The sequence below is a fragment of the Nocardioides sp. NPDC004968 genome (genome assembly GCF_040608935.1).
Classification (GTDB): Bacteria; Actinomycetota; Actinomycetes; order Propionibacteriales; family Nocardioidaceae; genus Nocardioides.
Window position 1 is genome coordinate 14984 of record NZ_JBEXJF010000041.1, and the last position, 23274, is coordinate 38257.

At 68.6% G+C, this 23274-nt stretch carries 23 protein-coding genes; 11 read left to right on the forward strand and 12 right to left on the reverse strand.

All coding sequences use genetic code 11. The features are described from left to right. Positions 1-9: 9 nt before the first annotated feature. Positions 10-1059: a nicotinate-nucleotide--dimethylbenzimidazole phosphoribosyltransferase gene (gene cobT, locus ABZU72_RS24885; protein WP_355021467.1), complete on the forward strand. Its 1050-nt coding sequence runs from the start codon at positions 10-12 to the stop codon at positions 1057-1059. Next, on the forward strand, positions 1059-1832 hold the full coding sequence (cobS, locus tag ABZU72_RS24890) for an adenosylcobinamide-GDP ribazoletransferase (protein ID WP_355021468.1): 774 nt from the start codon (positions 1059-1061) through the stop codon (positions 1830-1832). Before cobT ends, cobS begins: the two co-directional genes overlap by 1 nt. Here the strand turns inward: cobS and cobU are convergent. Next, entirely contained in the window at positions 1829-2368 is a 540-nt protein-coding gene (gene cobU, locus ABZU72_RS24895) for a bifunctional adenosylcobinamide kinase/adenosylcobinamide-phosphate guanylyltransferase (RefSeq protein WP_355021469.1), read from the reverse strand. The two genes, cobS and cobU, sit on opposite strands and share 4 nt — an antisense overlap. 36 nt (positions 2369-2404) lie before the next feature. Here cobU and ABZU72_RS24900 point away from each other — a divergent pair, with 36 nt between their 5' ends. Further along, a complete protein-coding gene (locus tag ABZU72_RS24900) occupies positions 2405-3193 on the forward strand; it encodes a metallophosphoesterase family protein (RefSeq protein WP_355021470.1) in 789 nt (262 codons plus the stop codon). Between the two features lie 33 nt (positions 3194-3226). On the opposite strand, the gene ABZU72_RS24905 is transcribed toward ABZU72_RS24900, so the two are convergent. The 7 genes from ABZU72_RS24905 to ABZU72_RS24935 form a co-directional block, all read right to left on the reverse strand. Then, positions 3227-3988, reverse strand: a complete 762-nt coding sequence (locus ABZU72_RS24905; RefSeq protein WP_091048348.1) for an ABC transporter permease — start codon at positions 3986-3988, stop codon at positions 3227-3229. Continuing rightward, positions 3985-4758 carry an ATP-binding cassette domain-containing protein gene (locus tag ABZU72_RS24910; RefSeq protein WP_355021471.1) on the reverse strand — a complete coding sequence of 258 codons (774 nt, stop codon included), beginning with the start codon at positions 4756-4758 and terminating at the stop codon, positions 3985-3987. The genes ABZU72_RS24905 and ABZU72_RS24910 overlap by 4 nt, the downstream gene beginning before the upstream one ends. Further along, positions 4755-5138: a DUF1048 domain-containing protein gene (locus ABZU72_RS24915; RefSeq protein WP_355021472.1), complete on the reverse strand. Its 384-nt coding sequence runs from the start codon at positions 5136-5138 to the stop codon at positions 4755-4757. Before ABZU72_RS24915 ends, ABZU72_RS24910 begins: the two co-directional genes overlap by 4 nt. Before the next feature lie 3 nt (positions 5139-5141). Continuing rightward, on the reverse strand, positions 5142-5471 hold the full coding sequence (locus tag ABZU72_RS24920; protein ID WP_141805770.1) for a PadR family transcriptional regulator: 330 nt from the start codon (positions 5469-5471) through the stop codon (positions 5142-5144). A 163-nt stretch (positions 5472-5634) separates the two neighbouring features. Then, entirely contained in the window at positions 5635-6183 is a 549-nt protein-coding gene (locus ABZU72_RS24925) for a hypothetical protein (protein ID WP_355021473.1), read from the reverse strand. A gap of 40 nt (positions 6184-6223) precedes the next feature. Then, positions 6224-8563 carry a WXG100 family type VII secretion target gene (locus tag ABZU72_RS24930; protein WP_355021474.1) on the reverse strand — a complete coding sequence of 780 codons (2340 nt, stop codon included), beginning with the start codon at positions 8561-8563 and terminating at the stop codon, positions 6224-6226. Beyond that, positions 8563-8871 carry a hypothetical protein gene (locus tag ABZU72_RS24935; protein ID WP_355021475.1) on the reverse strand — a complete coding sequence of 103 codons (309 nt, stop codon included), beginning with the start codon at positions 8869-8871 and terminating at the stop codon, positions 8563-8565. The genes ABZU72_RS24930 and ABZU72_RS24935 overlap by 1 nt, the downstream gene beginning before the upstream one ends. Before the next feature lie 380 nt (positions 8872-9251). Between ABZU72_RS24935 and ABZU72_RS24940 the strand changes: the two genes are divergently transcribed. Beyond that, positions 9252-9581 (forward strand): hypothetical protein, encoded by a 330-nt coding sequence (locus ABZU72_RS24940; protein ID WP_355021476.1) that lies wholly within the window; start codon positions 9252-9254, stop codon positions 9579-9581. A gap of 98 nt (positions 9582-9679) precedes the next feature. Here the strand turns inward: ABZU72_RS24940 and ABZU72_RS24945 are convergent, their stop codons facing one another. Continuing rightward, complete coding sequence (locus ABZU72_RS24945) at positions 9680-10699, reverse strand: alpha/beta fold hydrolase (protein WP_355021477.1); 1020 nt, start codon at positions 10697-10699, stop codon at positions 9680-9682. Positions 10700-10777: 78 nt separating this feature from the next. On the opposite strand from ABZU72_RS24945, the gene ABZU72_RS24950 reads away from it, so the two are divergent. Both ABZU72_RS24950 and ABZU72_RS24955 read left to right on the forward strand, forming a co-directional pair. Continuing rightward, the gene (locus ABZU72_RS24950; protein ID WP_355021478.1) at positions 10778-11353 is read left to right on the forward strand and encodes a TetR family transcriptional regulator C-terminal domain-containing protein; all 576 of its coding nucleotides are present in this window, start codon (positions 10778-10780) and stop codon (positions 11351-11353) included. A gap of 33 nt (positions 11354-11386) precedes the next feature. Continuing rightward, positions 11387-12268 (forward strand): hypothetical protein, encoded by an 882-nt coding sequence (locus ABZU72_RS24955; RefSeq protein ID WP_355021479.1) that lies wholly within the window; start codon positions 11387-11389, stop codon positions 12266-12268. Between the two features lie 10 nt (positions 12269-12278). On the opposite strand, the gene ABZU72_RS24960 is transcribed toward ABZU72_RS24955, so the two are convergent. The 3 genes from ABZU72_RS24960 to ABZU72_RS24970 all read right to left on the reverse strand — a co-directional run bounded on the left by ABZU72_RS24960 (position 12279) and on the right by ABZU72_RS24970 (position 16419). After that, positions 12279-13739: a glycosyltransferase family 39 protein gene (locus tag ABZU72_RS24960; RefSeq protein ID WP_355021480.1), complete on the reverse strand. Its 1461-nt coding sequence runs from the start codon at positions 13737-13739 to the stop codon at positions 12279-12281. Between the two features lie 71 nt (positions 13740-13810). After that, complete coding sequence (locus ABZU72_RS24965) at positions 13811-15445, reverse strand: alkaline phosphatase D family protein (protein WP_355021481.1); 1635 nt, start codon at positions 15443-15445, stop codon at positions 13811-13813. 86 nt (positions 15446-15531) lie between these two features. Next, a complete protein-coding gene (locus ABZU72_RS24970) occupies positions 15532-16419 on the reverse strand; it encodes an oxygenase MpaB family protein (RefSeq protein ID WP_355021482.1) in 888 nt (295 codons plus the stop codon). 77 nt (positions 16420-16496) lie between these two features. Here ABZU72_RS24970 and ABZU72_RS24975 point away from each other — a divergent pair, with 77 nt between their 5' ends. The 5 genes from ABZU72_RS24975 to katG all read left to right on the forward strand — a co-directional run bounded on the left by ABZU72_RS24975 (position 16497) and on the right by katG (position 23172). Then, positions 16497-17594 carry a hypothetical protein gene (locus ABZU72_RS24975; RefSeq protein ID WP_355021483.1) on the forward strand — a complete coding sequence of 366 codons (1098 nt, stop codon included), beginning with the start codon at positions 16497-16499 and terminating at the stop codon, positions 17592-17594. A gap of 8 nt (positions 17595-17602) precedes the next feature. Continuing rightward, positions 17603-19048 (forward strand): protein kinase, encoded by a 1446-nt coding sequence (locus tag ABZU72_RS24980; protein WP_355021484.1) that lies wholly within the window; start codon positions 17603-17605, stop codon positions 19046-19048. 194 nt (positions 19049-19242) lie between these two features. Further along, positions 19243-20433 (forward strand): MFS transporter, encoded by a 1191-nt coding sequence (locus ABZU72_RS24985; protein WP_355021485.1) that lies wholly within the window; start codon positions 19243-19245, stop codon positions 20431-20433. Positions 20434-20496: 63 nt separating this feature from the next. Then, complete coding sequence (locus ABZU72_RS24990; RefSeq protein WP_355021486.1) at positions 20497-20922, forward strand: Fur family transcriptional regulator; 426 nt, start codon at positions 20497-20499, stop codon at positions 20920-20922. Between the two features lie 96 nt (positions 20923-21018). Then, positions 21019-23172, forward strand: coding sequence for a catalase/peroxidase HPI (gene katG, locus ABZU72_RS24995; RefSeq protein WP_355021487.1), 2154 nt, complete (start codon positions 21019-21021; stop codon positions 23170-23172). Positions 23173-23274: the final 102 nt, after the last annotated feature.

The window sequence follows — 23274 nt, forward strand, 5'->3', positions numbered from 1 at the left end:
CTTGCCGAGGTGACGATCCGGACCGCAGACGACAACGTACGCAACCAGGCAGCCGAGCGGCTGGGAGCCCTGGCCACGCCGCCCGGAGCCCTGGGCCGCCTCGGAGAGCTGGCGGTCTGGGTGGCCGCGTGCCAGGGCGAGGTGCCGCCGCGGCCGGTCGAGAACGTACGACTGGTGATCTTCGCCGGTGACCATGGCGTCGCCCAGCACGGGGTCTCGGCGTTCCCGCCCGCGATCACGGGCGCGATGGTGCGTACGTTCCTGGGCGGTCGGGCCGGAGTCAGCGCGCTCGCGAAGGCGCACGGCGTACAGGTCCGGGTGCTCGACCTCGGCGTCGACGAGGAGTTTCCGGACCTCGACGAGGCCACCCGGGAGGCGCTGACCCAGCACAAGATCCGGCGAGGGAGCGGCGCGATCCACCTCGAGGACGCGCTGAGCGCCGAGGAGACCCGGGCCGCGCTGGAGGCCGGCGCTGCGGTGGCGCGCGAGGAGATCGCTGCCGGAGCCCAGCTGCTGATCAGCGGCGACATGGGCATCGGCAACACCACGCCCGCGGCGGCGATGGTGGCCGCCGGGCTCGGGCTGCCGGCGAGCGAGGTCACCGGTCGTGGGACCGGCATCGGCGACGATGCGCTGCGGACCAAGACCGACGTCATCACCGCGGCCCTCGACCGTGCCGGTGAGCGCGCCGGCGACCCGATCGAGACCCTCGCCGCGCTCGGCAGCGCCGACCTCGCCGCGACGACCGGCTACCTTCTCGAAGCCGCCCGCAGCGGCACCCCGGTCCTTCTCGACGGCCTGATGAGCGTGGCCTGTGCCCTCACCGCCGACAGGATCGAACCCGGGGCCGCGACGTGGTTCGCTGCCGGACACCGCTCGACCGAGCCCGCCCAGTCGATGGCCCTGGAGAAGCTCGGTCTCGAGCCGCTGCTCGACCTCGACCTGCGGCTCGGCGAAGGCTCCGGCGCCGTCGCCGCCGTGCCGGTCGTACGCAGTGCCGTCGCCCTGCTGCGCGACGTCGCACTGCTCTCCGAGCTCGCTCCGGGAGATCCTGCCTGATGCTCGTGCGGGACGCCTGGCGTCTCGCGGTCGGCACGCTGACCGCGATGCCCGTGCCTCCTCCTGAGCACGTCGATCGCCGTCGTGCCGCGATGGCGATGGCGGTGGCGCCGTTGGCGGCGTTGCCGCTCGCGCTGGGGGCCGCCGCTATCGCACTCCTGGGGCAGCTCATCGGGCTACCGCACCTGGTCACCGCCCTCCTCGCGATCGGCGTCGTGGTCGCCGGCAACCGGGCCCTCCATCTCGACGGTCTCGCCGACACGGTCGACGGCATGGCGGCGTCCTATGACCGCGATCGCTCGTTGGCGGTCATGAAGACCGGCACCTCCGGCCCCGCCGGCGTCACCGCGATCGTCCTCGTCCTCGGTCTCCAGGTGGCGGCACTCGCCTCGCTGCTGGAAGGGGAGGTCGTACGCACCTCGGTTCTCGCAGCTGTCGCCGTCTGCGCCTCGCGCGCGGCCTTGGCGCTGTGTTGCACTCGCGGTATCAGGCCGGCACGCGAGGACGGGTTAGGGCGTACGTTCACCCAGACCCTGTCACCGCTCGTCACCGTCCTCGTCTGGACCGTCGTCGCGGCCGCCCTCGCCGGCGCCGGCGCCTGGGCCGGTCTGCCGTGGTGGCGAGGAGCCCTCGCGGCCGCCGTTGCCGCAGCCGTCGTCGGCGCGATCATCCTGCGGGCGATTCGGCGGTTCGGGGGAGTGACCGGCGACGTCTTCGGTGCCGCCGTCGAGGCGGCGCTGGCGACCATCCTGGTCACCCTGAGCACCGGCTAGAGCTTCAGGACCCGTCCGGCGATGACGAGATGCACCTCGTCGCACGCCGCGGCCAGCCGCTGGTTGACCAGCCCGAGCAGGTCGCGGAAGAGGCGGCCTGATCGATGGGCCGGCACGACCCCGAGCCCGACCTCGTTGGTCACCAGCACCACATCGCCGCCCTGCTGATCCAGCACGGCGGCCGCGTCCTCGACCAGCGCCGAGACCGCCGCGGTCGCCATCTCCGACGTGGCCTCCCACAGTTGGCGGGAATCCATGACGGCCGTGAGCCAGGTACCCAAGCAGTCCACCATCACCGCGTCACCGTTGGTCAGCCCCTCGGCCAGCGCCCCCGCGAGATCCCGAGACTCGACCGTACGCCACCCCTCCGGCCGCCGAGCCCGATGCGAGGCCAGTCGTGCAGCCCAGTCAGGATCCGGCTCCTCCTCGACCGTCGGCCCCGGCGCGACGTACGCCACCGAAGGCGCGGCTGCGAGCAGCGACTCAGCATGCCGCGACTTCCCCGAGCGCACCCCGCCTGTCACCAGAATCCTCACCAGGCCAGTCTCCCAGCCATCGCATAGCCTGCGCCCATGACCCCAGAGCGCATAGCGCTGATCTCGGACGTACACGGCAACCTGACCGCCCTAGAAGCCGTCCTCGCAGACATCGACGCGAGAGGGATCACCCGGATCTTCAACCTGGGCGACTACGTCGGCAAGGGCCCGCGAGGCCGAGAGGTAGCAGAGATCTGCCGAGAGCGGTGCGAGGTCAACATCCTCGGCAACTGGGAGGATTTTCTCCTCGCCCCGGAGCCCGACTTCGGCCGCGAGTCGGTGGGGCTGATGTGGTGGCGGCTGCAGGCGTGGGAGCAGGCGGAGTGGCTGCGTACGCTCCCGTTTTCCTACGACTTCACGATGAGCGGCCGCCGGATCCGGCTCTTTCATGCCTCCGAGGAGACGGTCCACCGACGGGTCAGGTTCGACCATGACGAGCAGGAATTCCTGGGTCTGTTCCAGAACACAGAGGCGACCGGTCTCGACGTCCCGGAGCCGGACATGGTCGGGTACGCCGACACCCATGATCCCTACTACGAGACCGACCGGGACAGGCGCACGGTCTTCAACACCGGCAGCGTCGGCAACTGCATGAGCGACCCGACACCGGTCTACGTCATCCTCGAGGGCGTGATGGACAGCGACCAGGAGGCGCCGTTCGGCATCCAGTGGGTCCGGGTTCCCTACGACGCGGAGGCCGAGCTCGCGTACGCGGCAGACGTCGGGATGCCCGAGCTCGACGAATACACCTACGAGCTGCGTACCGGCTTCTACCGCGGCAACCTCAGGAACGACGAGCAGCCGACCTACCACCGGAAGGGGTAGATCGGCTCTTCGCCGTACTTGTTGTGGCCGGGCTCAACTGATCTTGCGTCGGTAGACAGCCATGGCGGCGACGTACGAGGCGACCAGGATGCCTACGCACCAGGCCAGCGCGACCCAGATGTCGTCACCGACCGGCTGCCCCGCGAAGAGAGCCTGGATGGTGTTGACGATCGACGTGACCGGCTGGTTCTCGGCGAAGGCGCGCACCGGACCGGGCATCGTCTCCGTCGGCGCGAACGCCGAGCTGATGAACGGCAGGAAGATCAGCGGGTAGGAGAACCCGGTGGCCCCCTCCATGGTCTGTGCCGCCAGCCCAGGGATGACCGCGAGCCAGGTCAGCGCCAGGGTGAGCAGCGCCAGGATCCCGGCGACTGCGAGCCAGGCGCCCAGGTCCGCCGAGGTGCGGAACCCCATCACGAACGCGACGCCCAGGATGATCACCATGGTCAGCATGTTGGCCACCATCGAGGTGCCGACATGCGCCCACAGCACCGCCGAGCGGGCGATCGGCATCGACTGGAACCGCTCGAAGATCCCGCTCTTCATGTCGGTGAAGAGCCGAAGCGCGGTGTACGCGATGCCCGAGGCGATCGCCATGACCATGATCCCGGGGAGCACATAGTTGACGTAGTTGTCGGTGCCGGTCCGGATCGCGCCGCCCAGCACATAGACGAAGAGCAGCATCATCGCGATCGGTGTGAGCGCGGTGGTGATGATCGTGTCCGGGCTGCGGGTGATGTGCCGCAGCGAGCGCCCCAGCAGGGTGCCGGCATCGGCGAATGCGTGCTTGGTCATGACTGTGCTCCTCGGTTGGTCGATCCGGTGAGTGAAAGAAAAATTTCTTCCAGCGAAGGCTGCTTCTCGACGTACTCGACCTTCGCCGGCGGCAGCAGCGCCTTGAGCTCGGCGAGGGTGCCGTTGGCGATGATCGTCCCGCCGTGCAGGATGGCGATCCGGTCGGCGAGCTGCTCGGCCTCCTCCAGGTACTGCGTGGTGAGAAGGACGGTCGTGCCCTGCGCGGTCAGCTCGCGAACGACCCGCCACACCTCCAGGCGCGCCTCCGGGTCCAGCCCGGTGGTCGGCTCGTCGAGGAAGATCACCGACGGCGAGCCGATCAGCGACATGGCGATGTCCAGCCGCCGCCGCATGCCACCGGAGTACGTCGCGACCTTCCGGGCGCCCGCCTCGACCAGGTCGAAGCGCTTCAGCAGCCCGTCGGCGACGTCGCCGGGGGAGGGGAGGTGGCGCAGCTTCGCCCCCAGGATCAGGTTCTCCCGCCCGGTCAGGATCTCGTCGACCGCCGCGAACTGGCCGGTCAGCGAGATCGCCTCCCGCACCCGCTGCGCGTCGTCGACGACCGATGCGCCCTCGACCAAGGCTGCGCCGCCATCAGGTTTCAAGAGCGTCGAGAGGATGCGTACGGCCGTGGTCTTTCCGGCTCCGTTGGACCCGAGCAGCGCGAAGATCGTGCCCCGCGCCACCTCGAAGTCGACCCCTCGCAGGACCTGGTTGTCCTTGTAGGACTTCTCCAATCCCCGTACGGAGATGGCAGCTGTCGCGCTCATGACTCGTCCTCCTTGCCCTGCTCATTTGTGATGTTCTGAATGGCCTCGTCGAGCCGGGCCCGTTCCTTCTTGATCCAGGCGCCCTCGGAGTAGTTCCTGGCGAACTCCTCGGCGAACTCGACCGGGTCGTCACCGACGATCGCGCTGACCGGGGTGCCGTCCGCGGCGCCCTGCTCGAAGAGCTCGAGGAGGTCCTCGGCCATCGCCGTCACGGTCGCGCCGTCGGCGATGCCGGCGGAGTACATCAGGTAGCGCTCGACCGCGTCGTGCGCCTTGCGGTGGTTCTCAGGAAGCTGCTGCTTGCGGGCCTTGAGCTGCCGCCAGCGCTTCTTCAGCTCGAGCTCGCCGACGACGGCCTCGAACATTGATCGGATCGACATGCCTTACTTCCCTTCCGTACGGAGGTTCTCCAGCCGTTCGGCCAGGAACCCCCAGGTGGTCCAGAACTCTTCGAGGTACTTCTCGCCATCTGTGTTGAGCGAGTAGACCTTCCGCGGCGGCCCTTTCTCGGACGGCCGCTTCTCGACGTCCACCAGTCCGTTCTTCTCGATCCGGACCAGCAGCGCGTAGACCGTGCCCTCGGCGATCTCGGTGAACCCCTGGCTCCGCAGCCAGGTCGTGATCTCGTATCCGTACGCCGGGTTGCCGGTCAGGAACGCCAACACGATCCCCTCCAGCGTCCCCTTGAGCATCTCGGTCATCTGCTTGCCCATCGGGCACCTCCCTTCCACTACTCAGTAATGCTGACTACCAGTACATAGTAGCACTGAGTAGTGGAGCCGGGTCAAGTCCTAACCGCATACAGAAATGCCAGCGGCGCTGGTACGACGGCCTCAACCGTCGTACCAGCGCCGCTGGTCGTGTCCTGGGGTGTGCTCAGCCGGTGGTGTCCACGTCGGCGGCTCGCTCGAGCGCCGTGGAGAGCAGGTCCGCCACATCCACGGATGCCTCGCCCTCCCCGCTGTGCGTCACTCCAACGCCGACGAGGCGTCCGTCCTCCGTCTCCGCGAACGCGATGCTGCCGACTTCGACAGGGTTTGACGACGTACTCGTGAACGTGAAGCCCATGGCCCCGTCGGGGAGGCCGCTGATCGGCTCCAAGGTGGCTTCGCCGTAGTCGCCGTTATCGGCATCTGCCGAGCACTCGTCGACGGACTCCTTGATGGCAGTGAGCATCGACGAGGCGTCGGGGTAGTCCCCGCCCCCGGGAACGAACACGGTGGCGCCTACGACATCCCCGTTCTCGAGTACGTACTGGTCGCCGGTGGTCCCGTCTGCGGCGTTCGACAACTTCGCTGTCTCCAGATACGCAAGCGCATCACACCAGCCAGTCCCGGGCGCCCCCATGTTTCCATCGTTGGTCTCCTCGACCTGAGGAAGCGCGTCGGTGTCCAGCAGTGTCGTGTCGCCGCCGCAGGCGGTCATCAGGAACGGTGTCGCACACAGTGCGGCAGCCAGGCGGAACCTATTCCTTCTTGTAGTAATCCAGGAAGGCATTCTTGTAGCTCCCTTCGAAGTCGCCGGCGGTCACGTACTCGTTGAGGTAGTTCATCGCCTCGTGAGCGTAGCGATCCACGTCGCCCGCTGGGACGTCCGACAGACTGATGATCTTGCCGTCCTTGACGAAGGTCTCATCCGAGGGCGGGATGTCGATCACGCCGGCGCGCTCCAGTGCGAACAACGCGTTGAGCTCGACGCGGTTGACCCCTTCGGACGCTCGGGTCTCAGCGTTCGATGTCGCCGCGGCAGCCTCGTTGGCGAACTTCTCGCCGGCGGCGTCCTTGCCGAGGTCGATCGCCTGGCCGACGCCGTAGTCGATCAGCTTGCTGCCGAGCTCACCGACCTGCTCGGCGCCCGGGAGAGGCACCATCCCGGCCACTTCGCTCGTCAGATCGATGAACGCCTGACGCTGAGCGTCCCGGTCCTTGGCGCCGTCGATCTCGACATCGCCGACGGCACGCTCGGCGAATCCCTGGAGGTGACCACCACGCTCGAGAACGTCGCGCAGTTCCGTGCGCAGACCCGGATCATTCGGGTTCTGCGCCAGCTCGGCGGCGATGTTGTTGATCTGTGTCTGCTGGAAGGTGCCGACGCCCTCGGCGATGCTGGTCATCCCGTCCTGCGTGCTCATGGAGACCTTCATCATGTTCTCGAGGTCATCCTTGTAGAACTTCGGGTACGGGTCCATGTTGCCGTAGTGGTCGAGCTTGAACGGCTCTGTGCCGGGCTCGCCGGACCCGGGGTTGTGGAGCGCTGCGTCGACGCCTGGGGTGTAGAACTTCATCAATTCCGCAACGTGGGGTGAGGCTGCTTTCGCGTCCTCGGCGTTGAAGCCCTCGTTGTCGGACACGTCGTGGAAGAACTTCGACACGAGGCCTGTCGTCTCCTGCGGGTGCTCCTTGAGGAGCTCCTGGCTGGTGCCGATGCCCTCGGCCAGCTCCGAGACGCCGGCGTAGCCGTCGGCCTGCCACGTGCGCTTGTCGAAGTAGTAGTCCTGTCGCGCCTTGTCCTCCGTGAGGAACTGGTAGCCCTGCTCCGGGTGGTCACCGAGGTTGCCCAAGATGGCGGCCATCGGGTCATCGCCCCAGCCACCCTCGTTGCCCGTGTCAAGCGGGCTGTGACCGGTGTGCTGATACCAGGTCTTGGCATCCATCACGGCGTTCTCGGCCCGCTCGAAGCGGTCGAGCTCCTCGGCGGCGCCGAGCACGAGGTTGCCGTTGAGGTCGTGGTCCTTCATCAGGTAGGTGAGGACCGAGGCGCCACCGGTGCCGCCCCAGTTCGGGTAGCGGTCGCGGAGGGCATCCTGCTCATCGTCGGAGAGGTAGAGCCCGGAGGGGCCGGCGTACTTCACGATGTCGTGGCCGAACTGCTCGGCCGGGAAGCCTGGGCTGTTCGAGGCCGAGGCGAGGCCGTTTCGAAGGTTGGAGGCAAGCGTGTTGAGAGAGTCCCCATCCGGGGACTGCATACGCAGGTATTCCTCGATCCTCGACATGCTGGCGACGGTGCCGTCGGCGCCGAGGTCCCTGTAGAGACCCGCGGCGACGGTGTCGTCGTCGGTGTACGCGCTCAGCATGGAGTTGAGGCGGTCGGCCTCTTCCTTGCTGAGCTTGTAGTCGTCGTCGTTCAGCGTGCTGTCGAGGCGGTCGCTGATCTCCTTGCCGAGCCGTGTCTGAGCGTCCGGCGGGAGGGCGTCGATGTAGCCGTCGTACTTGCCCGGGTCGCTGAGCATCTTGTCGATGAGCTCGTCTTCGGGCAGGTTGCGCAGCTCGGGCGGCAGGCTGGCCTGCTCGATCGTGCCATCGCCACCGTCGTAGTCGCCCTTGGTTGCGTGATTGAGGACAGCCGTCAGGTCCGCGTCAGCGGACGCGGCGTCGGTCAGCGCATCCTGGATGGTCTGGGCGAGCTGCTGCATCGTGCCCTTGTCCTTGTCCGGGTCTTTCTCGTCCGGGCTCGGATCGGTGATCTGTACGCCGCCGGAGAAGGAGACCTTCCAGCCTCGGCCGGTCGCGTCGTCGTAGGCGTGTTTCGCGCTGTCCTTGGCCTTCTTGATGGAGGCGGCGGCCTCGTCGAGGGCGTTGATGACCTGGGACAGCGGAGCCGCCATGTCGTTGAGGTCGGCGATCAGCCGGCGATGACGGTTCTCGGCACGGGTCGACGCCTCGCCGACCCAGGTGTCGGGGACCTTGCCGGCGTCCATCTCGTCCTGCTGGTCCTGGAAGCTCTTGCGGGCGGTGTTGAGCTGGTCCGCGGCGGTGTCGAGCTCTTCGGGCTTCCAGCTCTGCAGCTGCTCATAGGTGACGGCCATCAGTCTCGTCCGATCATTGCTTCGCGGTAGCGCGCCTGCTGCGCCGTGATGGTGTCGGCCTCCACGATCGCGTCGGCGTCGGCGACGGTGGTCGTCTTGTGATCGCGGGCGTCCTTGACCCACTTGTCCTTATCGCTCTTCCACTCGGTCTTGAGGCCGTTGGCGGCGCCCGCAGACGTGCTTCCCGGCAGCGCGGAGGCGACCTTGCCCATCGGGCCTTCGAGATCGAGACCTGCGACGGCTTCGGCCGCGGTCCCGATGGAACGGGCCGCGGTCTTCACCTGCGGCGCCACGATTTCGACGTTCACGAGAGGGTCCCCCAAGACGTTCGGAGCGATTGGTAACTCTCTCCTACCCCAAATTCCGGGTTTCAAACACAAATCGTCGAGAAATCTTGTACTGAGCAGCTCCCGCATCTCGACGCGCTCACCTGCGCGGATCTGCCCGTGGGTGCCAAACCTTTGGGATAACGTCTCGGGCCATACGAGGCCGTCCAGCACCGGCAGGACGGGCGCGATCCAACTTGATGGAAAAGGGCGCGATGTCACAACCGAACGAGGCGGCAGGGACAGGACCGGTTTGGTCCGCGACGAGCGCTCCGGCACCTGCTGGCGGTCCGCGAAGCGGCGTAGGGCTCGGGCTTGCCGGGCTGGGGCTCGGCGCGGGAATGCTTGTGATCGTCGCCCTGGTGCGTGTGATCGTCGGCATCCCGAAGGTCAGCCAGAGCTACTACAACTCCTTCTACAACATGGAGGACCGCCCGGTCGTCTGGCTCATCCTGGGGCTCCTGCTCATCGCCTCGATCGTTCCGATCGCCGTCGCGGTCGTCCTCGGGCACCTCGGCGTGAGCCGAGCGAAGGCAACCGGAACGAGCGCCGCGGCCGCAGGGATCGCGCTCGGGATCGGCTACACGCTGGTGGTCTTCTGGGTCGTACGCATCATCAACGCGATCACGAACGCGGCCCAGTTCAACGGCGGATTGAGGGTGTTCATCGAGTACATCGGGCTCTGGGCCTGAGGCGGCCGTTCGGTCTCGGGAGGGACGACGGCTGACCCTGGTGATCGGGTCGGCGCTGGCGCGGCTGTACGCGGTCGACTCGCACTGACGGCTGCCGGTCAACGTACGTCCGCCCAGAACCTCTCGAGCTCGGCATCGAGCTCGGCTGCGACCTGCATGGGCAGGGAGTGGGTGGTCTTCGGCCAGACCTTGACGGTCGCGCGGGGGAGCAGCTCGGCTCTCTCGGCGGCGTCCTCGCCACCGGCCAGCGACTTGTCGCTCGCGATCGCGACGTACACCGGCATCCGCAGTGACCGGATCTGCTCGTCGCTCAGCCGCGAGGGCGTCGGCAGGCTGCTGGAGTCGAAGTGCGCCGTACCGGCGGCGATCATCCGGGCCATCGGGTCCTCGGGATCGACCTCGTCGTCCTCGACGCCTCCGATCCGGTTCAGCGCATGGTCGCGCCAGGAGTCGGGCAGGAACGGGAGAGCAGCCACCGCCGACCAGCCGATCGCCCAGACCGGCAGCATGCCGAACGTCATGATCGGCTCGAGCAGGGTGAGGCTGGCCAGCCGATCCGGGTGGCGCACCGCGACGGCTGCGGCGAGCCCGCCGCCCTGGGAGTGACCGACCAGGTGGATGCGGTCGAGTCCGAGACCGGCCAGCGCCTCCTCGACCCAACGAGCGTTGTCGTCCATCCCGCGCAGCGGCAGGGTCTGCTCGGAGAGCCCGCTGTCGCCGATCGCGTCGAAGGCGTAGACGGTGCGGTGCTCGGCGAAGTCGCGCAGGTTCTCGCCCCACATGGGTACGCCGCTGGCCCGTCCCGGCACCAGCACGACCGGGACGTCGTCGACCGGGTCCGGGTTGACCCAGGCGTACGCACGGACCGTGCCGAACGTGGTCTCCACGTCGCGCGTCTCGGTCGGCTTCGGGAGCGCGGCGAAGGCCGCGGCGTACGCCTCGGTGTAGGTCTGGCGTCCAGCCGGTGTGCGGAAGTGGCCGACGCCGGGGCCGCTCGTGCCGAGCACCATCACCAGGCACCCGGTCGAGACGACCGCGATGACGGTGAGGAGCACCACCGGCCAGCGCCGGCGCTTCCTGCGCGGTTCGATGTGCTCATCCTCGATGTCCCCGTTCATGCCGTCCCTCACGTTCCCGATAACGATGCGATCGCATTGAAACCTATTGCGATGCGACTGTATTGCTAACCTGGCGCCATGCCAAGAGCCGTCGACCACGAACAACGCCGGTTCGAGATCGTCGCCGGGCTCTGGCAGATCGTCGCCGAGCAGGGGATCGAGGGCGTCAGCCTGCGGACCGTCGCCGCCCGGGCCGGGGTCTCGATGGGTCGCGTACAGCACTACTTCGGCACCAAGGACGCACTGGTGGTCGCCGGCATCGACCTGCTCGTCAAACGAGCCGTCATCGAGTACGAGGCGACCGCCGACCGTCCGCCGCGCGACCGCCTCCTGCACATCCTGCTCCAGCAGATCCCGGCCACCGACGCGGGCCGCATCGGCGTCACCGTCTGGTACGCCTACGTCGCCAAGGCGATGACCCACACCGCCGTACGCCGGATCCTGGCCGAGGCGACGAGGGTCGGTGTCGAGGAGTGCACCCGCCACATCGAGGAGGCTGACGGTCTCGAGGAGGCCGAGGCACGAGCACGCGCCATCGAGCTGCTCGCGCTCTCCGACGGCCTCACCCTTCGAGTCCTCATCGGGGACATCACCGCCGAAGAGGCCGAAGCCTCGATCAGGGCGTACACGTCGCGCCGGATGACGTCAGGGTGAATATGGTCCCGTGTGGCCCTTAAGGTCTACGGCGTGGTCGGGAATGAGGATCTGGGCTCGCCGTGGATGGCGACGGTGCGCCGGGTTGCTTGGACGGTCACGGGGGTGTTCAACGCCCTGATCGGGCTGGCCATCGGAGTCGGGTCGGTGGTGGCGGACGGTGGCACGTACGGGCCCTATCTGCTGGGGACCGGCTTCGGGATCCTGCTGTTCCTGATCGGTGTGCATGGACTGATCACCAAGGGCGTACGTCCGGCCTGGAGCGCCGCGCGCAGGATCAGGCGGCTGGGTGTGGTCGCCGGTGACGGGATCGTGATCCGGCTGAGGCGAGCGCCGGGCATCTGCGGAGAGCTGATGTTGGTGTGCTTCGTGGCGATGCTGTGCCTGGCGGCGGGGATCGGCTTTCGGGCCGGCAATCTGTTCATCGGGCTGCCGTTCATGGTCCTCGCGGTCTTCTTCGCCGTCGTCGTGGCCGAGCATGCGACGACGCTGAGACTGCGACGAGCAGTTCTGATCACGCCCGAGGCGCTGACGGTCGAGCTTGGCCCCGAGACGGTCTCGGCGGCGTGGACGGACGTCCGCGTCGACCTGTTCGAGCAGGTCATGAGCCCGAACGGGATCACGGTGAGGAACCGTTTCCTCGAGATCACGGCGCGGGGCGATGCGCCGTCGTGGACGGTGACGCGGCGTCATCGGATCCAGCTGATTCCGAGGCGCTGGCGCAAGGGCGTCGTCCGGGTCGGCTACCCGCTCCTCGACCGCCCGGAGCAGGTCCTCACGACGTTGAGGTCGCTGCAGCGGCGTACGGACGAAGGTCGCCGGGTGGTGCTGTCCAACGACACGACCCTCGCCTACCTGACCGGGGACCTCGAGATCTCGCCGTTGTCGGATACGACGGGACGTCGTGGTCGGTGACCGATGCAGATCAGGCGCTGTAGTGCCAGAGCTGTGACCACGGCTGTGTCGCGGTGTCGCAGACGTGGATCGGGGCGCCGTCCTCCTCGTTGCCGGCACCTTCGCGGTTGTGGAGCGAGGCGACCTGCCGGCAGCCGTCGAAGAAGCGGTCGGGGTCCTCGAACCCGACCACGACGATCGGTGTCGCGCCCGTCGGGGGCTGCTCCCAGAACCGCCAGCCGTTGTGCCCGCTGTGGACCGGAATGCCGATGCCATACCACTCCAGTGCGCCCGCCTCTCCGTAGTTGGCGGTGAAGACCACGGCCGTACGCTGCTGGGCTGGCGTCAGGTCCTCGACGACCGCCCGTACCTGGGCGGCGTACTGGGGCCAGCCGATCGTCTCCAGCTGGTCCTCGCCGGCGGCGGTGTAGAAGGAGCTGGCGTAGGTCTTCGCCGGGAGCACGGGGAGGTTGATCGGCCAGGCGGGGATGGTCAGGAGTGCCAGGCCGGCGCCGAGAAGGCCGACGGTGCGCGGTCGTAGTCGCTCGGCGACCACCACGGAGCCTGCCGCGACCAGCGGCGGGAACAGGCCGGCCAGGTAGTAGCCCTTGCCGCCCGCGATCAGGAAGAAGCCCGCGACCAGCACGAACGCGACGGCGACCGGTCGGAAGGGCGCCCACTCGCGGCGCCGGAAGAGCGCCACCAGCCCGATGATCCAGATCGGCGTGATCACCGGGCTGAGCAGGATCAGCGCCTGGGTGACGTACCCGATCCGTCCGGCCAGCCCGCCGTACTCGTCCCGGATGTCCTCGGAGAGGTCGAGCACCGGCCAGTCGTGCTCGAGCTGCCAGAGGAGGTTGGGAGTCCACAGGACCAGCGCGGTCAGGCCGGCCAGCCACGGCCACGGCATGGCCAGGTTGCGCCGGGTCGCCGGAACGAGCGCGATGCCGAGCAGGATCGCGCCGAGGAGGAAGACCACCGAGTGCTTGTTCTCCAGCCCGATCCCCGCGGCGATCCCGGCCGCCAGCCAGAACAGCCCCCGCTGCCGCCAGCCGTCGGCGATCAGCGCCCGGGCCACCAGCACCAGGATCGCGGTCCAGGCCAGCGCGTCGAACGTGGCCGTCGAGTGCCAATGCCCGAACGTCATCGTGACCACTCCGACTGCCACGAGTCCCGCGGTGAGCACCTGCGCCGTACGCCTGCCGCCGAGCAGCCGTGCGAACTCTGCCGCCAGCAGGACCAGTCCGACCATCGCCAGCAGACTCCACAACCGCAGCACGACGAGGTTGTACGGCGCGATCTCGGTCGCGACCCGCGCCAGCAACGGTGTCAGCGCTGGCTGGTCGGGATATCCCCAAGCCAACCGCTGACCTGCGGAGACGAAGTAGAGCTCGTCCCGATGGGGCCCGTAGAACGGGCTCATCGCCAGCAGTACGGCAGCCTGCACGGCGACCACGAACCCGACAGCGGGGGAGTACCGCGGACGGGTCACGCCTCTGAGCGTAGGGGCCCCGCGGGCCGCCCCGCAGCCTGTTGTCACAACCCGGGCGCCGCACTGACCTCCTACGCCTCGACCAGACCCGGCCGGCCGGATTCGGTGAAGAACCGACCGCCAACGGTCAGCGGCGCCCCGGGAGTGCTGACCTGGGCGACGTTCTTGTACGTGATCTCCGCGCCGTCAGCATTCAGGGAGACGGTCGTGTAGCCACGGAGGCCGTTGTAGAACTTCATGTGCGGGTTGCGCTCCAGGTAGGCAGCCCAGTTGGCGGGATGCTCGGCGCCGTTGCCGCCCGAGGTGATGGAGCTGGTGACGATCTCGGTGCCCATGATCCGCGAGGACGGGTCGTCGAAGTCGTCGTGGATGTTCAGCCCGTAGTGGACGTGTACGTCGCCGGTCAGCACCATCAGGTTCGACTGCTCGGACGCCTTCCAGCCGTCGAGGATCCGGCGCCGGGAGGCGGGGTAGCCGTCCCAGGAGTCCATCGACCGGGTGCCGTCGCCGGAGGGGTTGTCGCGGCGGGAGAAGGTGACCTGCTGCGGGACGACGTTCCAGAGAGCCGAGGAGCGGCGCCAGCCGTCGATCAGCCACTGCTCCTGCTCGTTCCCGGGGAGCGTCATCGACTCGGCCTCGGACTCCGCCGACGGCACCTTCCAGCCGTCGCCGTTGGCCTGGTTGGTGCGGTACTGCCGGGTGTCGAGGATGTCGAACTGCGCCAGCCGGCCCCACCGCAGCCGTCGGTAGAGCCTCAGGTCGGAACCGGACGGCTGCTGCGGGAGCCGCAGCGGCTGGTTCTCCCAGTAGGCGCGGTAGGCGGCGGCGCGGCGTACCAGGAACTCCTCCGGCGGCACCGAGTTCTCCGGGGTGTCGCCCGCGTAGTTGTTCTCGGTCTCGTGGTCGTCCCAGGTGACGATGAACGGGTGCGCCAGGTGGGCGGCGATCTGGTCCGGGTCGGACTTGTAGAGCCCGTAGCGCGCCCGGTAGTCGTCCAGCGTGACGGTCTCGTGGTTGAGGTGTGCCGGCAGCGGCTCGGTGTAGCCGCGCGCCCCGGCGGAGGCGTTCACGGCGTACTCGTAGAGATAGTCGCCAAGGTGGAAGACCGCGTCCACGTCCTCGCCGGCGAGATGCTTGTACGCCGTGTAGTAGCCCTGGTCATAGCGCTGGCAGGAGGCGAGGGCGAAGGTCAGCGACGACACCGCGGCCCCCACGGCCGGGGCGGTCCGGGTCCGGCCGACCGGGCTGATCCACTGGCCGACCCGGAAGCGGTAGAAGTACTCGGTCGCCGCGTCCAGGCCACGGACCTCGGCATGCACGGAGTGGTTGAACTCCGTGTGTGCGGCAGCGGTGCCGCGACGTACGACGCGTCTGAAACCGGCGTCGCGTGCCACCTCCCAGCCGACGTCGAAGCGCGACGGCGGCATCCCGCCGGTGGGCTCCAGCGGGAGCGGCGCGAGCCGGGTCCACAGCAGCACCGAGTCGGGCAGCGGGTCGCCGGAGGCGACGGCGAGGGTGAACGGGTCCGAGGTGATGTCGGCAGGGGAGCCGGCCGGAGCGGCGAAGGCGCCCGTACGTGGCAGGCCGGTCGTGAAGGCCAACGCGGTCGCGGCGGCCGAGACGGTCAGGAAGCGGCGGCGGTCGAGGCCGCGGAGGGCGCCACGGAGATCAGGGCCGAGATCAGGAGAGTTGCTGGGGGCAGGCATGGACGTGCTCCTGTCGATATGGGGGTTATCGACAACAGCGAAGCGGTGCCCGGTGAAGGCCCCGTGAAGTGTGGGGGAGGGGTGGGCTACGGCTTGGTGCCGGAGACAGGTTCAGAGACCGGCCGGTGCACCGGACAGCCCGGCGCGAAGGTGCCGAGGTCCTCGGTGTTGAACCCGTGCGGGTAGCTCTTGATGCGGGGCATGTCCCGGACGTACGCGGGCTTCCGCCGTGCCGGCAGCAGCGCGACGAAGCGCGCCCGAGCCTTCAGCGCCCCGCGCGACAGCGTCCGGGCGAGCCGCCCGGGCTCGGGGTAGCCGAACGCCTCCAGCAGGTGCGGCTCCATCAGCGACAGCGAGAAGATGCGGATGATCGGTGCCAGCGGACGCGGGTAGAAGGTCGTCAGCAGCTCGAGGGTCGAGTCGGCGACGGCACGGCCGCCCTCGTCGTACCCGAAGTGCTCGGCCTCGTAGGAGTCGAGGAGCTGCTCGAACTCCGCATAGGTCGCCGGGATGTCCTTGATCCCCATCCGCTTCCCGAGCGCCTGGTAGTAGCGCAGCGCGGCGAGCTGCTCGTCGGGGGTCGACTGCCGCCAGCCGAACTCCTGGTTCCAGCGCCGGGGGATCACCACGAACGTGGAGAGGACGTAGACCATGTCGTCGTTGGAGATGTCGTACATCTTGTGCATCTGGTTGATCCGCCGCACCGCGGCCCGGCCGCGAGGGCTGTCCAGGTCCTCGATCGCCGCGTCCTCCAGCAGCAGCGCGGTGTCGTCGTAGCGCTTCTGGGTGTTCTCGGTGAACTGGTGCGTGTCGGCCAGCAGCCGGCCGATCGAGGGCACCGCGTAGGTCCGGAACAGTGCGAAGCTGAGTGCCTGAGTCGTGTCCCAGGGGAACTCGTAGAGCCCCAGACGCCTCGAGATCTCCTGGAACTCGGTCTCCGGGTCCAGCCCTGCTGTGCGCGACTTCTTGGCCATGATGCCTCCTCGCTCGATACATAACCGTATCGTGACTTGGGTCACCTGTCGTGGCTCTCCCCGTAATGTCTTCGAGCATGGAGAAGTCGGGAACGCAGACGCCCCTGTCCCTCGCTGCCGCCGAGGCGGTCCGAACGTACGCCGCCGCCACCCGCTCCGCTCTCGGATCCGCCGAGTCCCCGGTGATCTCGTACGCCGGTCTGTGGCTGCTCCTCGCCTCGCTGGCGCCCGCGGCGGAGACCGAGACCGACGAGATCCTGGGCCTGAACAAGGCCGACGCGCGGGCCGCCGCGCTGACGCTGCTGGAGGCGCCGCACCCCACGATCGGGGCGGCGGTTGCCGGCTGGCTGCGGTCGGGTGTCGAGCTGACCAAGGGCCTGCCGATCGTGCTCGACCCGCTCCCGGACCAGGCCGGGCTCGACGCCTGGGCCGATGAGCACACCCGCGGACTGATCAAGGAGTTCCCGCTCGAGCTCGACGCCCAGACGCTGCTCGTGCTCGCCTCCGCGCTGGTGGTCACGCCGCGCTGGAGCGAGCAGCTGGAGCAGGGCGAGGACGGGTTGCTGCTGCTCGAGGACGGCTTCCAGGCCGTCGTGGAGACCGACGCTGCCGGCCCGGTCGCGGTCGCCAGCCCGTCGAGCGAGGACGGCATCTCGGTCTACTCCGTAATCGCCGAGGAGGGCGTGTCCGCCGACGACGTGTGGCGGGCCGCCGACGAGGTCGTCCGGAGGATCGACGCCGGCGAGGTCCATGACCGCACCTTCGATGCCGGCCAGGAGGACGGGCACGCCTGGACCGTCCGCGAGGTCACCGCCTTCGGCAGCGCTCCGTCCGACCGCTGGCGCAGCCATCTGCCGGAGTGGAGCGCGGAGGACCGTCACGACCTCTCGTCCGCGCCGGGAGTCGCCGAGATCGCCCGCGGAGTGATGGCCGCGGTCGAGGAGGAGACGGAGGCCGTCTGCGTCCAGAAGGCGGTCGCGTCCTACGACCGTGAGGGCTTCAAGGCTGCCGCGGTGACCGGGATGATGGTCCGCGCCGCCACTGCGGCGCCGCGCGAGACGAAGGTGCGGCAGATCGACCTGAGGTTCGACCGGCCGCACGCGGTGGTGGCGGTCGCACGCGGAGGAGCCTGGGAAGGCATCCCGCTCTTCGGCTCCTGGGTGACCCCGGCATAATTTCCGTCATGGACGAGCTTCCCCCGATCGCCGGCCGCTACCGGCTTCTCACCCTGCTCGGAGCCGGTGGCATGGGCGAGGTCTGGCGGGCGCGTGACACCGTCCTCGACCGCGATGTCGCGGTGAAGCTGCTGCGTGATGTGGACGACCCCACGATGGCCGAGCGGTTCCGCCGTGAGTCGCTCTCGACCGCCCGGGTCGTCCACGACGACGTCGTCAAGATCTTCGACGCGGGCAGCGACGACAACGACGTCTTCCTGGTGATGGAGCTGCTGCCCGGACCTACCCTGGCCGAGCCGCTGCAGCAGCGTGGCGCGATGCCGGTCGACATGGCGGTCGAGTACACCCGCCAGGTCGCCGGCGCGCTCGGCGCCGCCCACCGGGCCGGTGTGGTGCACCGCGACATCAAGCCCGCCAACCTCATGTTCGACGGCGACGGCCGGCTGACCGTGCTCGACTTCGGCATCGCGTACGCCATGACAGGGGTCGACGCCGGGCTGACGCAGACGGGCCATGTGATCGGCAGCCCGTCCTACCTCTCGCCCGAGCAGGCCTCCGGCGACCCGGTCGGGCCGCCCGCCGACGTCTACTCGCTGGGCTGCGTGCTCTTCGAGATGCTCACCGGCAAGGTGCCCTACTCCGCACCGCACCCGGTCAAGATCCTGCACATGCACCTCAGCGAGCCGGTGCCGCGGATCACCGACTTCCGGGCGGTGCCGGCGCCGCTGGCTCGGCTGGTCACCCGGATGCTCGACAAGAACCCGGCCGCCCGGCCGTCGATGGACCAGGTCGGTCACGAGCTCGGCTATGTCCTCAGCGGCGCCGACCCCGACGCCACCGACCGGCTCTCCGCCGGGCAGGCGCCACGTCCGACCCAGATGATGGCGCCGCGCCTGCTCGACGAGCCGATGGCGCTGGCCAACTCCCGCACCGGCGTCCTGCCCAGTCCCGGCACCCCGCCTCCGGTCCGGGGGCCGCGCCCCGGGTCGCTTCGGAAGTTCCCGACCGGCCGTCTCCTCGGCGCGGTGGCGATCGTGATCGCGTGCGTCTTCGCCGCCTCCTGGCTGGCCGCCTACGAGCCCGCGCCCGCCGAGGCCCAGCCGTCCCAGAGTTCCGACAACTCCGACAACACGGACACCAACGCCGACAACTCTGACAACTCTGACAACTCCGACGACTCCGCTGATGAGCCCGTCGACAAGTCGGACAACAAGACTCTCAACCGCCTCGACAAGCTCGACCGCTGGCGCGAGAACCTCGAGGGCTGGAACGTCATCGACGAGGGCCAGTCCCAGGAGTGGGAGGACCAGATCCAGCAGATCCGTGACCTCGTCGAGAAGGGCGAGAGCGCCAAGCGCGAGATGCGGGAACTCCGCGAGGAGTTCGACAGTCTCGGCAAGGGTGACGGCAAGGACGGCGAGAAGATCCTCGACGGGCTGCTGAAGGGCAACTGACCTACGCCCCGCTGGTCGAGCCGCCGGAGCCGCTAGGCGGAGGCGTGTCGAGACCAACACGGTCCTATCGAGCGCCGAGGGGACTGTGTTGGTTTCGACACGCCGTCGCTCGTTCCTCACGACGGCGGCTCAACCAGCGAGGGCGGTCCTGAAACGCTCGACCAACGGAGCGTGAGGGTGCAGACTTCGCGTCCATGACCCGACTCCAGTTGGCCCGGATGGCGGTCTTCGTCGCCTTCGCGGTCCAGGGACTGACCTTCGCATCGCTGATCACCAGGCTCGAGTCGATCGCGACCAAGCTCGACCTCAGCGCGGGCGACGTGTTCGTGGTGCTCGGAGTCACCACCGCCGTCGGGGCGATCGGCAGTGTGACCGCTGGACACCTCGCGACCAGGGTCGGCAGCGCCGCGACCCTCTCGCTGATGCTCGGCGGGGCCTCGCTGGCCGCGGTCGCGCCTGCTTTCGCGCCGACGATGGTGACCCTGCTGGTCCTCATCGGCGTCTACGGATTCTTCCTCGGCGGCGTCGACGCCTCCATGAACATGCAGGGCACGGCCACCCAGGACGGGTACGGGCGCCCGCTGATGAACGGGTTCCACGCGATGTGGAGCGGGGCGGCCGTCCTCGGCGCCGTCTATGCGACGGCGACGATCGCCTTCGGCGTACCCCTGGGTCTGGACATGATCCCGATCGCCGTCATCGGCCTGGCCGCCAACCTCGCCACGTTCCGGCTCCTGCTGCCGCCGGAGGCGGTCGACGCGGCAGAGAAGCGGATCAGCGGTACGCACCACCCGAAGCCCCCGCTGCCGTGGCTGCCTCTCCTCCTGGTCGCGGTGCCGACGTTCGCGATGTGGTTCATCGACTCGGCGGCCTCCGCCTGGGGCGGGATCTATGTCGTCGACGGACTGGGCGCCGCAGCGGCGGTCGGCCCGGCGATCTACGCCGCCTACCAGCTGGTGCTCCTGGCCGTACGTCTCCCCGGCGACCGCCTCGTCGCCCGCTTCGGTCCCGAGCGGGTGATCCGCACCGGCGGCATCGTCGGCGTCGGCGCGCTGGTGCTGATCGTCGTCGCCCCGCACTGGAGCGTGGCGGCCGTCGGGTTCGCCGTCCTCGGCGGCAGCCTGGCGATGGTCCCGCCGCAGTCCTTCGTCGCCGCTGCCCACATCTCCCCGGACAACGCCGAGGACGCGATCGCGCGCGTCAACCTCGCCAACTACGCCGGCTACCTCGCCGCCGCCTCCCTCATCGCCGCGGTCGCCGAGGTCTTCGGCGAGCGCTCGATGTTCCTCATCCCGCTGGCCATCTCCGTCCTGATCCCACTGATGGCAGGCCGCTTCGCGACCCGTCCGGCTCCGGAGTCTCCGGAGACCGTGAAACTGGGTTGATCCGCGCCAGAAATTTCCCCGGCGTTTCTTGACTCATTCAAGAATTGGCGTAGTGTCAGGGGTGTGGGGCACACGGACTACGAACAGCTGCTGAGAGGTGCCTCCCTGCGCGTCACTCGCCCGCGAGTGGCCGTTCTGGGGGCCGTCACCGAGAACGCGCACGCCGACACCGAGACGATTCTCGGAGCGGTGCGCGAGCGGCTTCCGGACGTCTCCCATCAAGCCGTCTACGACTCCCTCGCCGCCCTCTCGGCGGCCGGGATCGTACGCCGCATCCAGCCGTCCGGTTCGGTGGCTCGTTATGAGACCCGGGTCGGGGACAACCACCACCACGTGGTCTGCCGCTCCTGCGGGGCGATCGCCGACGTCGACTGCGCTGTCGGCCATGCGCCCTGCCTGACGGCATCTGATGACAACGGCTTCACGGTCGATGAGGCCGAGGTCATCTACTGGGGCACCTGCGCGGACTGCAGCCTGTCCCAGGGGTAGAGCCCGCGCCGGCGGAGCTTGTCATCGGCCGGCGCAACACATGTGAATCACAGCGTCTGGCAGCAGCCAGTCCGATCAGAAACGGATAGGAATCTCATGTCTGAAGAGGCCGTGAGCAAGTGCCCGGTGATGAACGCAGGCCGCGTTCACCCCACCGCCGGCAGTGCCAACCAGGAGTGGTGGCCGAACAAGCTCAACCTGAAGATTCTCGCCAAGGACGCCCCTGTGAGCGACCCGATGGGCGAGGACTTCGACTATGCGAAGGCTTTCGAGTCCCTGGACCTGCCTGCCGTCAAGGCGGACATCGCCGCGGTCATGACCGACTCCAAGGACTGGTGGCCGGCTGACTTCGGTAGCTACGCCGGGCTCTTCGTCCGGATGGCGTGGCACGCCGCCGGCACCTACCGCAGCCACGACGGTCGCGGTGGCGCCGGCCGTGGCCAGCAGCGTTTCGCGCCGCTCAACTCCTGGCCGGACAACGTCTCCCTCGACAAGTCCCGCCGTCTGCTGTGGCCGGTCAAGAAGAAGTACGGCAAGAACCTCTCCTGGGCCGACCTGATGGTCCTGGCGGGCAACGTGGCGATGGAGGAGGGCGGCTTCAAGACCTTCGGCTTCTCGGGCGGTCGCGCGGACGTCTGGGAGTCCGACGATGACATCTACTGGGGTCCGGAGAAGGTCTGGCTCGACGACGAGCGCTACACCGGCGACCGCGACCTGCAGGCGCCGCTGGCCGCTGTCCAGATGGGTCTGATCTACGTCAACCCGGAGGGCCCCAACGGCGAGCCCGACCCGATGAAGTCCGCGGTGGACATCAAGGAGACCTTCCGCCGCATGGGGATGAACTCCGAGGAGACCGTCGCCCTCATCGCCGGTGGCCACACCTTCGGCAAGACCCACGGTGCCCACCCCGACGATCTGGTCGGCCCCGACCCGGAGGCCGCGCCGCTGGAGAACCAGGGCATCGGCTGGAAGAACGGCCACGGCACCGGTGTCGGCGCGGACGCACTCACCTCGGGCCTCGAGGTCACCTGGACCTACCACCCGACCCGCTGGGACAACGAGTTCTTCCACATCCTCTACGCCTACGAGTGGGAGCTGTTCGAGTCGCCGGCCGGCGCCAAGCAGTGGCGTCCGAAGAACGGCGCGGGCTCCGACATGGTCCCCGAGGCGCACGGTGAGGGCAAGCGCGAGCCGCGCATGCTCACCTCCGACCTGGCGCTGCGCGTGGACCCGGAGTTCGACGAGATCTCTCGCCGGTTCAGGGACGACCAGGAGGCCTTCTCCGACGCGTACGCCCGTGCCTGGTTCAAGCTGACCCACCGCGACATGGGTCCGAAGAGCCGTTACGTCGGCTCCGAGGTCCCGGCCGAGGACCTGCTCTGGCAGGACCCGCTCCCCGCCGAGGGTGGTGCGACCGACGAGGCCGCGATCTCCGCCGCCAAGGCCGCGATCGCCGCGTCCGGTCTGAGCGTGCAGCAGCTGGTCTCCACCGCGTGGAAGGCGGCGGCCACGCACCGTACGTCCGACCACCGCGGTGGTGCCAACGGCGGTCGCATCCGTCTCGAGCCGCAGGTCTCGTGGAAGGTCAACCAGCCCGAGGAGCTCAAGCCGGTCATCGCGAAGTACGAAGAGATCGCGGCCGCGACCGGTGTCTCCTTCGCCGACGTGCTCGTCCTCGCCGGTGGCGTGGGCATCGAGCTGGCCGCCAAGGCCGCGGGCAAGGACGTCACGGTCCCGTTCTCCGCCGGCCGCGTCGACGCGACCCAGGAGCAGACCGATGCGGAGAACTTCGCCTGGCTCGAGCCGGTCGCCGACGGCTTCCGCAACTACGACTCCGGGTTCCTGAACCTCCCCACCGAGTTCCTGTTCATCGACCGGGCGAGCCTCCTCGGCCTCTCGGCCCCCGAGGCCACGGTCCTGGTCGGCGGCCTCCGCGTGCTCGGCAACAACTGGGACGGCTCCGACCTCGGTGTCTTCACCAAGACCCCGGGCGCGCTGACGAACGACTTCTTCGTCAACCTGCTCGACTACGACCAGCAGTGGACCCCGTCCGCCGACGAGGCGACCTACACCAGCTCCAACGGCTGGACCGGTTCCCGCGTCGACCTGGTCTTCGGTGCCAACTCCGAGCTCCGCGCCCTGGCGGAGGTCTACGGTGCCGACGACGCCAGGGAGAAGTTCGTCAACGACTTCGTCAAGGCGTGGGTCAAGGTCATGGAGAACGACCGCTTCGACCTCAAGCTCAGCTGATCATGGGGATCTGAGGCCGTACGCCACGGCGTACGGCTTGATGCGGAGGCCGGCCCCTTTCGGGGTCGGCCTCCGTTGTCATACCCACCCGGGTAGGATCAA

Excerpts from the sequence above, each read along its gene's own strand:
- ABZU72_RS24930 (WP_355021474.1), bottom strand. The coding sequence starts at position 8,563 with ATGGCCGTCACCTATGAGCAGCTGCAGAGCTGGAAGCCCGAAGAGCTC.
- ABZU72_RS24945 (WP_355021477.1), bottom strand. The coding sequence starts at position 10,699 with ATGAACGGGGACATCGAGGATGAGCACATCGAACCGCGCAGGAAGCGC.
- ABZU72_RS24900 (WP_355021470.1), top strand. The coding sequence starts at position 2,405 with ATGACCCCAGAGCGCATAGCGCTGATCTCGGACGTACACGGCAACCTG.
- cobS (WP_355021468.1), top strand. The coding sequence starts at position 1,059 with ATGCTCGTGCGGGACGCCTGGCGTCTCGCGGTCGGCACGCTGACCGCG.
- ABZU72_RS24975 (WP_355021483.1), top strand. The coding sequence starts at position 16,497 with ATGGAGAAGTCGGGAACGCAGACGCCCCTGTCCCTCGCTGCCGCCGAG.
- ABZU72_RS24970 (WP_355021482.1), bottom strand. The coding sequence starts at position 16,419 with ATGGCCAAGAAGTCGCGCACAGCAGGGCTGGACCCGGAGACCGAGTTC.
- ABZU72_RS24920 (WP_141805770.1), bottom strand. The coding sequence starts at position 5,471 with ATGGGCAAGCAGATGACCGAGATGCTCAAGGGGACGCTGGAGGGGATC.
- ABZU72_RS24905 (WP_091048348.1), bottom strand. The coding sequence starts at position 3,988 with ATGACCAAGCACGCATTCGCCGATGCCGGCACCCTGCTGGGGCGCTCG.
- ABZU72_RS24925 (WP_355021473.1), bottom strand. The coding sequence starts at position 6,183 with ATGACCGCCTGCGGCGGCGACACGACACTGCTGGACACCGACGCGCTT.
- ABZU72_RS24910 (WP_355021471.1), bottom strand. The coding sequence starts at position 4,758 with ATGAGCGCGACAGCTGCCATCTCCGTACGGGGATTGGAGAAGTCCTAC.
- ABZU72_RS24965 (WP_355021481.1), bottom strand. The coding sequence starts at position 15,445 with ATGCCTGCCCCCAGCAACTCTCCTGATCTCGGCCCTGATCTCCGTGGC.
- katG (WP_355021487.1), top strand. The coding sequence starts at position 21,019 with ATGTCTGAAGAGGCCGTGAGCAAGTGCCCGGTGATGAACGCAGGCCGC.
- ABZU72_RS24985 (WP_355021485.1), top strand. The coding sequence starts at position 19,243 with ATGACCCGACTCCAGTTGGCCCGGATGGCGGTCTTCGTCGCCTTCGCG.
- ABZU72_RS24980 (WP_355021484.1), top strand. The coding sequence starts at position 17,603 with ATGGACGAGCTTCCCCCGATCGCCGGCCGCTACCGGCTTCTCACCCTG.
- ABZU72_RS24950 (WP_355021478.1), top strand. The coding sequence starts at position 10,778 with ATGCCAAGAGCCGTCGACCACGAACAACGCCGGTTCGAGATCGTCGCC.
- ABZU72_RS24915 (WP_355021472.1), bottom strand. The coding sequence starts at position 5,138 with ATGTCGATCCGATCAATGTTCGAGGCCGTCGTCGGCGAGCTCGAGCTG.